Source organism: Micromonospora sp. NRRL B-16802, from assembly GCF_001279555.1.
In the GTDB taxonomy this organism is placed as follows: domain Bacteria; phylum Actinomycetota; class Actinomycetes; order Mycobacteriales; family Micromonosporaceae; genus Micromonospora; species Micromonospora profundi.
In genome coordinates this window covers 21,980-36,589 of the sequence record NZ_LGEB01000068.1, presented here as the reverse complement: position 1 = coordinate 36,589, position 14,610 = coordinate 21,980, and the positions used below count along the sequence as shown (strand labels likewise).

Genomic DNA, 14,610 nt, shown 5'->3' with positions numbered 1-14,610 from the left:
ACGGCGTAACCGGATATCGTCCTGGCCGCACCCCGTGCGCGACTTATGTCGGGTTCGGCGGGATGGACCGCCGCCACCAGTGACCATTGCGCCCGGGGAGCGCCTACGATGGTTCGAGACCGTCTAGGGGAGCGTTGATCCGTGTCGATTCTGGAAAAGGTCCTTCGCGCAGGCGAGGGCCGTATGGTGCGCCGGCTCAAGGCCATCGCCGCCGCCGTCAACTCGATCGAGGACGACTACGTCAACCTCACCGACGAGGAACTGGCCGGCATGACCGAACAGTTCCGGGAACGGCTGGCCGACGGCGAGACCCTCGACGACCTCCTGCCGGAGGCGTTCGCGGTGGCCCGCGAGGCGTCTGCCCGCGTGCTCGGCCAGCGACCGTACGACGTCCAGGTCATGGGCGGCGCGGCGCTGCACTTCGGCAACATCGCCGAGATGAAGACCGGTGAGGGCAAGACGCTGACCTCGGTCATGGCCGTCTACCTCAACGCGCTCTCCGGCGACGGCGTTCACGTGGTCACGGTCAACGACTACCTCGCCCAGCGCGACGCCGCCTGGATGGGGCGTGTGCACGAGTTCCTGGGTCTGACCGTCGGCGTGGTGCTTCCCAACCGTCCGGCCAGCGAGCACCGGGCCGCGTACGAGTGCGACATCACGTACGGCACCAACAACGAGTTCGGCTTCGACTACCTGCGCGACAACATGGCCTGGTCGCACGACGAGCTGGTCCAGCGCGGGCACAACTTCGCGGTGGTCGACGAGGTCGACTCGATCCTCATCGACGAGGCGCGTACCCCGCTGATCATCTCCGGCCCGGCCGAGCACTCGGCCCGCTGGTACGGCGAGTTCGCCGGAGTGGTGGCCCGGCTCCAGCCCGGCACCGACGGTGAGGGCGACTACGAGGTCGACCACTCCAAGCGCACGATCGCGGTGACCGAGCGCGGTGTCGCCAAGGTGGAGGACCGCCTCGGCATCGACAACCTGTACGAGTCGGTGAACACCCCCCTGGTCGGCTACCTCAACAACGCCATCAAGGCCAAGGAGCTCTACAAGCGCGACAAGGACTACATCGTCAACGACGGTGAGGTCCTGATCGTCGACGAGTTCACCGGTCGCATCCTGCACGGCCGTCGCTACAACGAGGGCATGCACCAGGCGATCGAGGCCAAGGAGGGGGTGGAGATCAAGCAGGAGAACCAGACCCTCGCCACCATCACCCTCCAGAACTACTTCCGCCTCTACAACAAGCTGTCCGGGATGACCGGTACGGCCCAGACCGAGGCCGGCGAGTTCAACAAGGTCTACAAGGTCGGCGTGGTGAGCATCCCGACCCACCGTCCGATGGTTCGGGAGGACCGGCCGGACGTCATCTACAAGACGGAAAAGGCCAAGTTCAACGCCGTCATCGAGGACATTGCCGAGCGGCACCAGATGGGCCAGCCGGTGCTCGTCGGCACCGTCTCGGTGGAAAACTCCGAGATCCTCTCCCAGCTGCTGCGTCGCCGGGGCATCCCGCACAACGTGTTGAACGCCAAGTTCCACGCCCGGGAGGCCGAGATCGTCGCCCAGGCCGGGCGTAAGGGCGCTGTCACAGTGGCCACCAACATGGCCGGTCGTGGCACCGACATTCTGCTCGGCGGCAACCCTGAGTTCCTCGCGGCCAACGAGCTGCGCCAGCGTGGCCTCGACCCGCTGGAGAACGAGGAGGAGTACGCCAAGGCGCTGGAGGAGGTCCTTCCCACGTGGAAGCAGGCCTGCGACGCCGAGGCGGAGGAGGTCGCCGCCGCCGGTGGCCTCTACGTGCTGGGCACCGAGCGGCACGAGTCGCGACGGATCGACAACCAGCTGCGTGGTCGCGCCGGCCGGCAGGGTGACCCGGGCGAGTCCCGCTTCTACCTGTCCCTCCAGGACGAGCTGATGCGACGCTTCCGGGCCGGCGCCGTCGAGGCGGTGATGGAGCGCTTCAACATCCCCGAGGACGTGCCCATCGAGTCCAAGATGGTCACCCGCCAGATCAAGAGCGCCCAGGCCCAGATCGAGGGTCAGAACGCCGAGATCCGCAAGAACGTTCTCAAGTACGACGAGGTGCTCAACAAGCAGCGCCAGGTCGTCTACGCCGAGCGCCTGCGGGTGCTCAACGGCGAAGACCTGTCCGAGCAGGTCCGCAACATGATCGACGAGACGATCGAGGCGTACGTTCGGGGCGCCACCTCCGAGGGCTACGGCGAGGACTGGGACCTCGAGCAGCTCTGGTCCAGCCTCAAGCAGCTCTACCCGGTCGGTGTGACGATCGATGAGCTGGAGGAGGAGGCCGGCGGCTCCCGAGCCGGCATGGACGCCGACTTCCTGATCGCCCGCCTCAAGGATGACGCGCACGCCGCGTACGACCGCCGTGAGGAGCAGCTCGGTGCCGAGGGGGTGCGCCAGCTCGAGCGGATGGTGCTGCTCCAGGTGATCGACCGGAAGTGGCGTGAGCACCTCTACGAGATGGACTACCTCCAGGAGGGCATCAACCTCCGGGCGTACGCCCAGCGCGACCCGGTGGTCGAATACCAGCGCGAGGGCTTCGACATGTTCGCCACCATGATGGACGGCATCAAGGAGGAGACTGTCGGTTTCCTCTACAACATGGATGTCCAGGTCGCCGAGCCGGAGACCACCGAGGAGTCCGACGAGGTCAAGCTGCTCGACAAGCCGGTGGAGATTCGGGCCAAGGGCCTCAACCGGGCGCCGCAGCGACAGGGGCTGCAATACTCCGCCCCGACCATCGACGGCGACGCCAGCCCCGGTGCGGTCGCCGTCGAGCAGGAAAGCCAGCAGGCACCTGCCCTCGGCGTGGGCCGCCCGGCGCAGGGTGCCCCGGCGGCACCGGGCCGGACAGCCCCGTCCGCCCCGCAGCGGCCGGGCTCCGGGCTGCGTGGCCCTGCGGTCCCGTCTTCCGCCGCCCGTCGGTCCGCCGCGAGCCAGGCCGAGGGAAGCAACGGTCCGTCCCGCAACGCGCCGTGCCCCTGCGGCTCGGGTCGCAAGTACAAGCGCTGCCACGGCGCCCCCAACGGCGGCAACTGACCGAGAGCAAGCCCGACGGGCCCCAGCCACCAAGGCCGGGGCCCGTCGGCGTGCATGGCCTGGCCGCCGCCCCGCGCCCGTCCCCTGCGCTGGGCCGCCGCATCCAAGACCATCAGGGTTTTCATGAAATCGGGGTGTCCTCCCTTGCTGGACAGCCCGATTTCAAGGAAGCCGAGTGGATCACGCAGCGTCCGCACAGCGCGGTGCATACCGACGCGCGTCGATCAACCCCCGGCAACTCGGGCCGGCGAGCTTCGCACACCGGGGGCCCCGCTATGCCGTTCCACCGCCTCGGAGGCCTATCCGGCCGCGCACGTACGAGTCGCTGTCAGAGGACGTGGAGGGCAGTGCAGAGCCAGCGGCCCCGGCGGTGTTCCAGCCGCAGGGCGATAGCCCAGCTCTGACCGCCCGCGCCGATGAGGACGGCGGCCCCCTCCACGGCGCCTTCCCGAGGCTCACAGACCCGCACGCGGAGCAGTCGCACTGCCGGCCGTGCTGCCCGGCGACGGCTCGACCCGGCCCGGTTGGTGGCGCGGGCCAGTTCGGTGAGCAGGTCGCTTGCCTGACTGGGGTCGAGCAGTGGGCGTAGCTGCGCCGGCGACCGGTAGCCGTTGACCACCTCCAGGCAGGTGCCGACGAAGCGGTGCGCGGCCCGGGTCGCCTCGGGGGCGGTTGCCGGTGGCAGTGGGGCACCCGGATGGCTGTCGGGTCGGGTGGGTACCCGGCGCAGGGCAGTGCGGCGCTCCGCCGGCCGGACCGGATCCGGTCGGGCCGCGGCGAACAGATCGAGGGCGAGTTGGCCGTGGGTGGGCCAGTAGGCCTCGTCCGGATAGGGCGGGTCGATGGGCGGGACGGGACGCAGCCGCACCGGTGGTCGGGAGGAACCGGGTCGCCGCTCGCTCATGGCCACTCCCTTGATCTTGCGTTTGCTTACGTTTGCCTCCGACAAGCTCGATTCTGAGCGATGAAACGGCCCCGGTCAATGGCACGTTGAAGCAAGATGACTACTCCGGGTCGCGGTCGACGAGGGGGTTACCGCGTACCCAGTCGGCGGTTTCGGCGTACTTCTGGGCGATGTACTCCTCCAGCCGGGCGCGCTCGACCCGCCACTGGCCGCGTCCGCCGATCTTGATTGCCGGCAGTTCCCCGCTGCGAACCATGTGGTAGACCTGCGAGTCCGACACGTTCAGCTCGGCGGCCACATCGGACAGCAGCAGGAACCTCGGCTCCACAAAATACTCCCGGTCTTGGTGTCGTTTGCCTCAGTTTGCCATCGACAGGCTCTGCCGCCCAGCGCTGACCGGCCAATGAGGTGTGCCATCCTCCGGCGGACACACCGCCGGGAAACTTCCACCGGCCGTGGGCGGGGTGTATGACGATCACGGCGTGCGGCATGATCTGCGCCCGTGCCGGCAGCCGCCGGTGGAGGACTGAGCAGGGAGACGACCGGTGACCGACGACCTTGTCCGGGTGTACGTGCCGGCGACCGTACCGATGTTGACCCGCCTGCGCGAGCAGGGGCTGACCGCCGACCGGGCGCACGCCGTGACGCCGGCGCTGCGCGAGTGGTACGCGGAGGGCGACGAGGAGGAACTGGAGTACGTCGCGTTCACCCGGGCCGCCCAGGACGCGCTGCAGCTGCTCCGGGCCGACCCGGCCGCGCCCCGTCGCCGGGTGGTCGTCTCGGTCGACCTGCCCCCGAGCGCGATCGGCCGGGGCGACGGTGAGCTGGGTTCCAGCACGGTGGCGCTGGCCGACGTCGTGCCGGTGGGCGCTGTCGCGGCGCTCCACGTGGACGGCGCCGACGCCGTCGCGGATGTCGCTGCGGCGGCCGACGTGGTGGCCGAGGCCGCCGCTGGCGACCCGGACGCGCAGTTCACCGTCGACGGGGCCGAGGACCACGAGCTGGAGTGGTACGACGTGACGGAGTTGGATCTGCTGCTCCGCGCCACGGACTGAACCAGGCATCCGACGCCTGAGGCGGGCTGGGCGGGCTGTGTCCGACGGGCCAAGCGAGCTGGCCGGAGGCAGTCAGGGACCGCTTGCGCCGCACCCGTACCGGTCAGCGGGCCGGATCGACCCTTGCCGGGTCGGCGTCGACACTGTCCGCGCCGACCTCGTCCGGATCGGTCGGCTCAGCCCGGTCGGTCGGGTCCGTTCCGGCGCCAGGAGTGGCAGCGGGACCGGCGGGGGCGTCCGGCTCGTCGTCGTCGGGGGTCGGGCCGAGCGTGCGGCCGAACGCGATGAGCGCGGTAAGCGCCCCCACGAACAGCACCCAGATGCCGTTGTCCACCCGCGAGGTGCCCAGCGAGGTCTGCGCCACGGCGTCCGCCTCGCTGAGCGCGCTTGCCAGGTCCAGGAGTGACCGGCCGCCGATCCGGATGATCGCCTCGGCGAGCAGCAGGAGCAGCCCCGGCCCGGCGCCGGCGAGCAGGTACGCGGGCCAGCGCAGCGCCGCCGTGTCCGGGTCGCGGCGCAGGGCTCGCCGTCGCGCCCAGGTGAGGTAGCCGAAGGCGAGCAGCCCGGCGAGCAGCCCGGCCAGTAGCGATTCGGTGCGTGACACCCACTTGGCGGCGTCCACCAGTGACTGCTGGGTGTCGCCCGCGCCGAAGAGGTTGAACAGTGGGTCCCGGGCGCGGCTGAACGCGACCACGAAGATCAGCGTGCCCAGGGCGGCGGTCACCACAGCACCGACAGCCGGGGCCGTACGCGCGCCGGCGACCGCGCCACCGATGATCGCGGCGGCAGCGGTGGTGCCGGCGATCACGTTCGTGGTCGAGGTGTCGAAGTAGGTGAGGTTGATGGCCAGCGCGGCGGCCAGCCCGACCACCATTCCGGCGCCGATCGCGCCGACGAACCGCAGGGTGATCGAGTCGCCGTACCGGCGGGACAGCAGGTTGCCGAAGGCCAGGGCAGTGGCGGCCCCGGCCACCAGCGCGGCGGAGATCACGCCGGGCAGGGCGAACGCGGAGAGGCTGATCGCGGTGATGCCCGCCGCGGACGAGGTGATGGCCTCCCGCGTCGACCAGAGCATCGCGGCGAGCCAGCCGAGCGCCACCAGCGCGAGTACCGCCGCGCCGGGCGCGGGCGCCAGACGGCCGTCGGGGGTGGCGTCGACCGCCGGCTGGTCCGACTCCGCGGTTGGGGCGCGGCCGGGCTGCTTGGTCATCGTCTCCCCTTCGAGGCGGCAGGTCACCGCCATTCAGGGTACGCGGGCCCAGCGCAGTGCCCGTCGACCCCGGGACGGCCCCAGCGGGTCGGACCCTCCGCAGCGCCGTCCGTCGGGCCCGGCGAAACGGGTGTACGGGTCATCGGAGCGAGCCAGGACGGTAAGGAGGGAAGGGGTGCACCGGTCCTTGACACCTGGCGGTGGTGACGGTGAGGTGACCAGGCCCGCATGGAAGAATCGGCGGGAGGTCCCGCCGCTGCCCGGCCACCCCGTGCGGCGTCCGGTGTCCGGCCGTCCGGTCGTCGCCCGTGGGTCCGTTTTCGCCACGCTGTCGAGTTCGCCAACAGGAGCCTTGATGGACGCCGTGTTCTCCGTACCCGAGCCACGCAACGAGCCGGTTCGCAACTACGAGCCGGGCAGCGGAGACCGGGAGCGGCTCCAGCGGAGGCTTACCGAGCTGGCCGCCGAGAAGATCGACCTGCCGATGACCATCGGCGGCGAGCAGCGGATGGCCGGCGGCGACCCGATCAACGTGGTGCAGCCGCACAAGCACGCCCATGTGCTGGGCGTCACCGCGCACGCCACCCACGACGACGCCCGTACCGCGATCAAGGCTGCCAAGGACGCGGCCCCGATGTGGCGGGCGCTGCCGTTCGAGGAGCGGGCCGCGATCTTCCTGCGCGCCGCCGAACTGCTCGCCGGCCCGTGGCGCGACACGCTCAACGCCGCCACCATGCTCGGCCAGTCGAAGACCGCGATCCAGGCGGAGATCGACGCGGCCTGCGAGTTCATCGACTTCCTCCGGTTCAACGTGCACTTCGCCCGCCGCCTGCTCGAGGAGCAGCCGGCCTCCTCGCCCGGGGTCTGGAACCGCTTCGACCACCGCCCGCTGGAGGGCTTCGTCTACGCGGTCACCCCGTTCAACTTCACGGCGATCGCCGGCAACCTGCCCTCGGCACCGGCCCTGCTTGGCAACACGGTGATCTGGAAGCCGGGCCCGACCCAGCAGTTCGCGGCGCACTTCACGATGCGGCTGTTCGAGGCCGCCGGCCTGCCGCCCGGCGTGATCAACATGGTGACCGGCCGCGGCGAGGAGGTCTCCGACGTCGTACTCGCCGACCCGGACCTGGCCGGCATCCACTTCACCGGCTCGACAAAGGTCTTCCAGCAGCTCTGGCGGACCGTCGGCGACAACATCGCCCGGTACCGGGGCTACCCCCGGCTCGTCGGCGAGACCGGCGGCAAGGACTTCGTGGTCGCGCACACAAGCGCCGACGTGGATGCCCTGCACACCGCGCTGATCCGGGGCGCCTACGAGTACCAGGGCCAGAAGTGCTCGGCGGCCTCCCGGGCGTACGTGCCGCGCTCGCTCTGGGAGGGCGGGCTGCGGGACCGCCTGGCCGCCACCACCGACTCGCTGACGTACGGCGACGTGGCCGACTTCGGCAACTTCGGCGGCGCGGTGATCGACGACAAGGCGTTCGCCCGGCACACCGCCGCGCTGGAGCTGATCGCCGGTGACGACTCGTGCCGAGTGCTGGCCGGCGGCACCGCCGACGACTCGGTCGGCTACTTCGTCCGGCCGACGCTCTTCGAGTGCTCCGACGCCGCCCACGAGACCTTCACCACCGAGTACTTCGGGCCGATCCTCGGCGTGCACGTGTTCGACGACGCGCGCTTCGACGAGGTGGTCGCGCAGGCCGAGTCGATCGCCCCGTACGCGCTGACCGGGTCGATCTTCGCCACCGACCGCCGGGTGATCGACGCGGTCGGCGAGCGGATGCGGTACGCGGCCGGCAACTTCTACATCAACGACAAGCCCACCGGGGCTGTCGTCGGGCAGCAGCCGTTCGGTGGCGCCCGGGCCAGCGGCACCAACGACAAGGCGGGCTCCTGGCTCAACCTGGTCCGCTGGCTGTCACCGCGGACGATCAAGGAGACGTTCGTGCCGCCGACCGACCACACGTACCCCCACATGGGGTGACCTGCGGTGACCGCCGGCGGCGTGCGCAGCGCCGCCGGCGGGGCGACCGAGCAGGCCCAATCCATCGATAGTCCTCAACGGACAGTCTGCCACCGACAGTGCACATAGGAAGACGTTCGAGTGGCAAACCGTCAAAACCTGGACGCAGGCAGCGCAAAGTGGCAGCGTAACGGGCATGGCGGAATCTGGAGTCAACCCCACGGCGGCGGCCCTGCTCGGGCTGCTCCACGAGGGTCCCATGACAGGCGGCCAGTTGATGGCCGCCGCAGAGCGCCGGTTGGCGCCGTACTGGTCGATGACCCGCAGTCAGGTCTACCGGGAGTTGCCGGTGCTGGCCGAGCGGGGTTACGTGCGCCTCGGCAAGCCGGGCCCGCGGATGAGTCAGCCGTACGCGCTCACGGCAAGCGGAAAACGGACATTCTCCCGTTGGTTGGCGGAGAACCCGGGGCGGGACACCATCCGCAACCCGGTCGCGCTCCGGATGGCCTTCGGCAACCTGCACTCCGCCAGCCAGCTCAAGAGCCTGTACGCCTCGGCCAACGAATACCACACCGAGGCCCTGGCGCAGGTGCGGGAGCAGGTCAAGAACGCCAAGCGGGACGGCGAGACGTACGACGCCAGCGCGCTGGAGTTCGCCGTCGCCTACCACCGGGCGGCGCTGTCCTGGCTGAAGTCCGCCCCCGCCGGGTGATGATCGGCAGGTTCTCGCATACGGAACGAGCTGCTCCGGCTGCGGCACAGTACGCTTATCTGTCGTGACCGCTGCCGATTACGCCGAACAGCTCAAGGAACTCGACGCGACCCTGCGAAACATCGAGGCCGTCCTCAACCTGGACCGGCTGCACGAGGAAAAGGCCCGCCTGGAGCAGGAGGCGTCCGCCCCTGACCTGTGGGACGACCAGGCCAAGGCGCAGCAGGTGACCTCGCAGCTGTCGTACGTCAACGGCGAGATCAGCAAGCTGGGCAGCCTGCGCTCCCAGCTCGACGACGCCCGCGTACTGCTGGAGCTGGCCGAGGCCGAATCCGACCCGGGCGTGCTGACCGAGGTCGAGGTGGAGATCACCGGGCTCACCAAGGCCATCCAGGAGATGGAGGTCCGCACCCTGCTCTCCGGCGAGTACGACTCGCGGGAGGCGCTGGTCGCCATCCGGGCCGGGGCCGGCGGCGTGGACGCGGCGGACTTCGCCGAGATGCTGCTGCGGATGTACCTGCGCTGGGCGGAGCGGCACGGCTACCCGACCGAGGTCTACGAAACCTCGTACGCCGAGGAGGCGGGCCTGAAGTCGGCCACCTTCGCGGTCAAGGTGCCCTACGCCTACGGCACCCTCAGCGTCGAGTCCGGCACCCACCGGCTGGTCCGGATCAGCCCGTTCGACAACCAGGGCCGCCGGCAGACCAGCTTCGCGGGCGTCGAGGTCCTGCCCGTGACCGAGCAGACCGACCACATCGACATCCCCGAAAACGAGGTACGCGTCGACGTCTACCGCTCCTCCGGGCCCGGTGGGCAGAGCGTCAACACCACCGACTCGGCGGTCCGGCTCACCCACATCCCGACCGGCATCGTGGTGACCTGCCAGAACGAGAAGTCCCAGCTTCAGAACAAGGCATCCGCGCTGCGGGTGCTCCAGGCCCGCCTGTTGGAGCGCAAGCGCCAGGAGGAGCAGGCCAAGCTGGAGGGTCTCAAGGAGAACGCCGCCGGCTCGTGGGGCGACCAGATGCGCTCGTACGTCCTGCACCCGTATCAGATGGTGAAGGATCTCCGAACCGAGCAGGAGACCGGCAATCCGAGCGCGGTCTTCGACGGCGAACTCGACGGTTTCATCGAAGCCGGTATCCGCTGGCGCAAGCAGCGGCAGTTGACCGGCGACGGTGCGTGACGGCGCGCGGGCGGAGCGCGTCATCGATCTCCAGGTAGAGGCCTGAATCGACGACGCGCGCCGCTTCGGCGGGACGTGGGGCTTGGCTAAGTTGTTACACCGCGTAGACTCACCACCCGTGATTCAGCTTGAGCAAGTGACGAAGACGTACCCGAAGGCGTCCCGGCCTTCGCTCGACAACGTGTCCGTCTCGATCGAGAAGGGCGAGTTCGTCTTCTTCATCGGTCCATCCGGCTCCGGCAAGTCCACGATCATCAAAATGCTGCTGCACGAGGTCACCCCGAACAAGGGGCGCGTCATCGTCAACAGCAAGGACGTCACCTCGATGCGTTCCTGGAAGCGACCCCACTTCCGGCGCTCGATCGGCTGCGTCTTCCAGGACTTCCGGCTTCTGCCGAACCGCACCGCGTACGAGAACGTGGCGTTCGCCCTTGAGGTGATCGGCAAGACCAAGGCGGTCGCCCGCCGGGTCGTGCCGGAGGTGCTGGAGCTGGTCGGTCTCGGTGGCAAGGAGCACCGTTACCCGCACGAGCTCTCCGGTGGTGAGCAGCAGCGTGTCGCCGTCGCCCGGGCGTTCGTGAACCGCCCGCTGATCCTCCTGGCGGACGAGCCGACGGGAAACCTGGACCCGGACACCTCGATCGAGATCATGCGCCTTCTTGACCGGATCAACCGCACCGGCACGACCGTCGTGATGGTCACCCACGACTCCAACATCGTGAACCAGATGCGCCGCCGCGTCATCGAGATCGAGAGCGGCCGCATCGTGCGTGACCAGGCCCGCGGCGTCTACGGGTGAGCCCCCGCTCCACCCCTGCGCAGCCTGACGACGAACACTTCATGCCGGAGACCCGGAGGAAATCCCGATGCGCGTGAAATACGTCCTGTCCGAGGTACTGGTTGGACTGTGGCGCAACGTGACCATGACCGTCGCGATGATCATCACGATGGCGGTCTCGCTGACCATGCTCGGCGCCAGCGGTCTCATGTACCGCCAGGTTGACGACATGAAGGACCTCTACTACAAGAACATCGAGGTTTCGATCTTCTTGAACCAGGAGGTGAGCGAGCAGCAGCGCACCGACCTGAACGCCCAGCTCGACGGCGACCCCCTGGTCAAGAACGTCATCTACGTCAACAAGGACGAGGCGTACAAGAAGTTCCAGGAGATGTACCAGGACGCTCCGGACCTGGTGAACGCCGTCAAGCCGGACCAGCTGCCCGAGTCGTTCCGCCTCAAGCTGAACAACCCGGAGCAGTACAAGGACATCTACGACAAGTACAAGGACACCGAGGGCGTCGACGAGATCGTCGACCAGAGTCGACTGCTCGACAAGATCTTCGACGTCCTCACCGCGATCCAGAACATCGCCCTGGCCGCCGCGATCGTGATGGCTGTCGCCGCGCTGCTCCTGGTGGCCAACACCATCCAGGTCGCCGCGTACAGCAAGCGGCGGGAGGTGGCGGTCATGAAGCTGGTCGGCGCGTCCAACTGGTTCATCCAGGCGCCGTTCGTGCTGGAGGCCGTGGTGGCCGGCCTGATCGGTTCACTGCTCGGCCTGGTGGCCCTTGTCGCGGCGAAGTATCTGCTCTTCGACGGGTCGCTCAGCGCGTTGCAGGGCCTGCTCTCGCCGATCGGTTGGGGCGACATCCTGTTCGTCTTCCCGCTGATGGCCGGCGTCGGTGTCCTGGTCAGCGCCGCCACCGCATGGGTCACCCTCCGCTTCTACCTGCGGGTCTAGGCACCGTACGGGTCCTCCCGTCGTCTCCCGAGGGCCCTCCCGCGCCGGAAATAAACGGCGCGGGAGGGTCCTTGTCATTCAGGTAGCATGATCGGTTGTCCGGGCGAGGTGGCTCGCCACGGACATCGGAGGAGAGGGGGTGGCACCGATGCCACGGGAAAAGGGGCGCAAGGTGGTCGCCTCCAACAAGAAGGCGCGTCACGACTACTCGATCCTCGACACGTACGAGGCGGGCATGGCGCTCACCGGCACGGAGGTCAAGTCGCTGCGGGCCGGGCGGGCGTCGCTTGTCGACGCGTTCGCCCAGGAGAGCAGCGGTGAGTTGTACCTGCACGCGATGCACATTCCGGAGTACACCCAGGGCACCTGGACCAACCACGAGCCCCGGCGTACCCGCAAGCTGCTGCTCAACCGGGGTGAGCTCGACAAGCTCATCGGTAAGACCCGCGAGGGCGGTCTGACAATCGTCCCGTTGCAGGTCTACTTCTCCGACGGGTGGGCCAAGGTGGAGATCGCCCTGGCCAAGGGCAAGAAGTCGTACGACAAGCGGCAGGACCTCGCCAAGCGCGACGCGGACCGGGAGATCGCCCGGATTTCAGGCCGCCGCGGCAAGGGGATGGACGATTAGTTCGTCCCGTTTGTCCGGGTCGACGTGTCGGCCCGGGGCTCGGGATGAAACCCGTTGCGGCAGGCGTTAGTCTTGTCAGTGCCGCCACATCGGCGGCCTGTCGAGGGGGTGACTGGTTTCGACTTCGTACGCAGCGACAGGGGAAGCGAGCCGAGGAAGCCGACGTCGTCTCGAGAATCGGTCGTCGGAAACCAATAAGCGCCAAGAACCAACGCGCTGACTTCGCTCTCGCCGCCTGAGGCGAGTAGTGAGTCTGTCGGCCTGGGAACGCCTTCGTCCCAGTAGCCGGCATCAGCTAGAAGGCTGGCCAATCGGACCCGGTCGCGGGGTCCGTGCGGCGAGATAAATCAGCGACTGGGCCCGTCACACCAACTTGCTCGCGTGAGCGGTGGGGCCGAGTAGAGGCATAGCGAGCTGCGCTCGGAGAAGCCCTGACAAACCGGCGAAGGACCCGGGTTCGATTCCCGGCACCTCCACAAATCAGGCATACGGAGTGTCTTCGGACTTTCCGTACCTGTTACATACAGACCGTACGGTAGCGTCTCCCGAGATGCTGCCGTACGGGTTTTCTGGGGGTTCCCTCGGCTGAGCCGAGGGGGCCTTTGTGCGGGTGGTTGAGGTGGACCGGCGGATGCTCGCCCGCGGCGGGTTGAGCGTGCCCGGGGCTGTCGGTGTGAGCGCCGAGTGGGTTACGGCGGTGCTGGACCGGCATCGAATCCCGGACGGTTTTCCGTTCGTGATCGACGACGACGGGACGACGAGCGGCTGCGAGCGGTTGAACCGGTACCTGCTCGATGCGTGGGATCAGAACGCGTTCGATCTGGGCAGCATGCGCCGCTTCCACGTCTACCACCTGGCCCGGCTGCTGCGGTTCGTGCGCCGCTATCGGGCCGGTCAGGCTGCGGCCGATGCTGGCGTGGCGGTGGCGGAGTGGCTGGCTGGGCATGGCGAACCGAAGCTGGATTTGACCGATGCGACGCGCGCGGATCTGAACGCTTACCGGGAAAGCCGAGCGGCGTTGGTGCAGCAGCAGTCCTGGAAGACCGAGGCCGGCTGCCTGAGTGGCTTCTTCCGGTACGCCACCGAGTCGGGCTGGATGGATGCCGATCCGGTGTCGCGGTGGGCTGGGCGCAACACGTTCGCTGGGCGGGCGGTGGAGAACCGGACGATCAGGTTCCTCACCGAGGGGCAACTGCGACTGTTTCTCAACGTCGGGTTGCGTGGTGACGCTCCTGCTGACGCGGCGACAGCGCCAGGCTTGCCGGAACGGGATTACTCGTTCGGGCTGGTGCTGGCCGCTACGGGTCTGCGCCGTGAGGAAGGGGCGCTGCTGCTGGACGCCGAGATTCCGGTGCCGGAGTGCATGCCGGCGGGTGGGGTGTGGCCGTTCACCCGGTACGGCAAGGGTGCGCGTCCGAGGACGGTGTACACGACGGCTGAGTTGTCCGGCGCGATCGACCTGTATCGCAGCACGGAGCGGGAGGCCATCGTCCGGGCCGCACAGCCCCGGCTGCGGGGCCTGCGCCGCGGCGGGGATCTGGTCGTGGTCGACGAGGTGGCCGTGGATGCGCGCGGGGTGCGGCTGGTCGTGGCTGGCCGGGCGATGCTGGCTGAAAGGCTCGACGACGAACGGCGGGCGCGCGCCGTGTGCATCCGTGACGACGGCACCATCGAGCCGCTGGCCCTGTTCCTCGGCCGTGGCGGGTTGCCGTTGTCGATCAAATACTGGAATGCGGTGTTCACCGACGCGGATGCCCGGGCCAGATCGGTCGTGCATGACGATCGGCCTCCCGCGCATTTGAAGGTCACGCCGCATGTCATGCGGCATTCGTTCGCGGTGCGGATGCTCTCGGCGCTGATGCGTGAGGGACGCGACCGGGCTGGCGACCCCTATCATCTGCTGGCCAATCCGGTGCTGACCGTGATGCAGTTACTCGGTCACGCCTCGGTCGAGACGACGCAAAAGTACCTGTTCGCCGCGGAACGCTACAGCGTCGAGTTGCCGGCAGCGCTGCGTTCGCTGCTGGCCGGTTCCATCGGGCACACCTCAGCCGATACCGGCCGGGTAGTTGAGCCGGTTGGCGATGAGGTCGAGGATCTGTGAGCCGCGGCCGGTTTCACGAGGCTCCTGTCGGTGCCGT

The 14,610-nt window shown here is 68.7% G+C and carries 12 protein-coding genes and 1 other RNA gene; 10 read left to right on the top strand and 3 right to left on the bottom strand.

Going from position 1 to position 14,610, the window contains the following annotated elements; translation table 11 throughout:
* Positions 1-141: 141 nt before the first annotated feature.
* Positions 142-3,069: a preprotein translocase subunit SecA gene (secA, locus tag ADK66_RS19340; RefSeq protein ID WP_053657291.1), complete on the top strand. Its 2,928-nt coding sequence runs from the start codon at positions 142-144 to the stop codon at positions 3,067-3,069.
* Positions 3,070-3,397: 328 nt separating this feature from the next.
* On the opposite strand, the gene ADK66_RS19335 is transcribed toward secA, so the two are convergent.
* A complete protein-coding gene (locus ADK66_RS19335) occupies positions 3,398-3,973 on the bottom strand; it encodes an Rv3235 family protein (RefSeq protein WP_053657289.1) in 576 nt (191 codons plus the stop codon).
* 100 nt (positions 3,974-4,073) lie between these two features.
* Complete coding sequence (locus ADK66_RS19330) at positions 4,074-4,301, bottom strand: AlpA family transcriptional regulator (RefSeq protein ID WP_053657286.1); 228 nt, start codon at positions 4,299-4,301, stop codon at positions 4,074-4,076.
* A gap of 217 nt (positions 4,302-4,518) precedes the next feature.
* Between ADK66_RS19330 and ADK66_RS19325 the strand changes: the two genes are divergently transcribed.
* Positions 4,519-5,028 carry a hypothetical protein gene (locus ADK66_RS19325; RefSeq protein WP_053657284.1) on the top strand — a complete coding sequence of 170 codons (510 nt, stop codon included), beginning with the start codon at positions 4,519-4,521 and terminating at the stop codon, positions 5,026-5,028.
* A gap of 103 nt (positions 5,029-5,131) precedes the next feature.
* Here ADK66_RS19325 and ADK66_RS19320 read toward each other — a convergent pair whose 3' ends face one another.
* Complete coding sequence (locus ADK66_RS19320) at positions 5,132-6,238, bottom strand: hypothetical protein (RefSeq protein ID WP_053657365.1); 1,107 nt, start codon at positions 6,236-6,238, stop codon at positions 5,132-5,134.
* 355 nt (positions 6,239-6,593) lie between these two features.
* Here ADK66_RS19320 and pruA point away from each other — a divergent pair, with 355 nt between their 5' ends.
* The 8 genes from pruA to ADK66_RS19285 all read left to right on the top strand — a co-directional run bounded on the left by pruA (position 6,594) and on the right by ADK66_RS19285 (position 14,573).
* Positions 6,594-8,222, top strand: a complete 1,629-nt coding sequence (pruA, locus tag ADK66_RS19315) for an L-glutamate gamma-semialdehyde dehydrogenase (RefSeq protein ID WP_053657282.1) — start codon at positions 6,594-6,596, stop codon at positions 8,220-8,222.
* 175 nt (positions 8,223-8,397) lie between these two features.
* A complete protein-coding gene (locus ADK66_RS19310; RefSeq protein ID WP_053657280.1) occupies positions 8,398-8,913 on the top strand; it encodes a PadR family transcriptional regulator in 516 nt (171 codons plus the stop codon).
* Between the two features lie 64 nt (positions 8,914-8,977).
* The gene (prfB, locus tag ADK66_RS19305) at positions 8,978-10,099 is read left to right on the top strand and encodes a peptide chain release factor 2 (RefSeq protein ID WP_053657278.1); all 1,122 of its coding nucleotides are present in this window, start codon (positions 8,978-8,980) and stop codon (positions 10,097-10,099) included.
* A gap of 118 nt (positions 10,100-10,217) precedes the next feature.
* Positions 10,218-10,898, top strand: a complete 681-nt coding sequence (gene ftsE / locus ADK66_RS19300; RefSeq protein WP_007455859.1) for a cell division ATP-binding protein FtsE — start codon at positions 10,218-10,220, stop codon at positions 10,896-10,898.
* A 67-nt stretch (positions 10,899-10,965) separates the two neighbouring features.
* Complete coding sequence (gene ftsX, locus ADK66_RS19295; RefSeq protein WP_053657276.1) at positions 10,966-11,841, top strand: permease-like cell division protein FtsX; 876 nt, start codon at positions 10,966-10,968, stop codon at positions 11,839-11,841.
* A 148-nt stretch (positions 11,842-11,989) separates the two neighbouring features.
* Positions 11,990-12,469, top strand: coding sequence for an SsrA-binding protein SmpB (gene smpB / locus ADK66_RS19290; RefSeq protein WP_053657362.1), 480 nt, complete (start codon positions 11,990-11,992; stop codon positions 12,467-12,469).
* Positions 12,470-12,573: 104 nt separating this feature from the next.
* Positions 12,574-12,948: a transfer-messenger RNA gene (ssrA, locus tag ADK66_RS30825) on the top strand.
* A gap of 125 nt (positions 12,949-13,073) precedes the next feature.
* Positions 13,074-14,573 carry a hypothetical protein gene (locus tag ADK66_RS19285; RefSeq protein ID WP_197281579.1) on the top strand — a complete coding sequence of 500 codons (1,500 nt, stop codon included), beginning with the start codon at positions 13,074-13,076 and terminating at the stop codon, positions 14,571-14,573.
* The last annotated feature ends 37 nt before the right edge of the window (positions 14,574-14,610 follow it).

What these genes read in the sequence shown, in the direction of transcription:
- ADK66_RS19335 (WP_053657289.1), bottom strand. Translation starts at nt 3,973, where the DNA reads ATGAGCGAGCGGCGACCCGGTTCCTCCCGACCACCGGTGCGGCTGCGT.
- ADK66_RS19320 (WP_053657365.1), bottom strand. Translation starts at nt 6,238, where the DNA reads ATGACCAAGCAGCCCGGCCGCGCCCCAACCGCGGAGTCGGACCAGCCG.
- pruA (WP_053657282.1), top strand. Translation starts at nt 6,594, where the DNA reads ATGGACGCCGTGTTCTCCGTACCCGAGCCACGCAACGAGCCGGTTCGC.
- ADK66_RS19310 (WP_053657280.1), top strand. Translation starts at nt 8,398, where the DNA reads ATGGCGGAATCTGGAGTCAACCCCACGGCGGCGGCCCTGCTCGGGCTG.
- ftsX (WP_053657276.1), top strand. Translation starts at nt 10,966, where the DNA reads ATGCGCGTGAAATACGTCCTGTCCGAGGTACTGGTTGGACTGTGGCGC.
- smpB (WP_053657362.1), top strand. Translation starts at nt 11,990, where the DNA reads ATGCCACGGGAAAAGGGGCGCAAGGTGGTCGCCTCCAACAAGAAGGCG.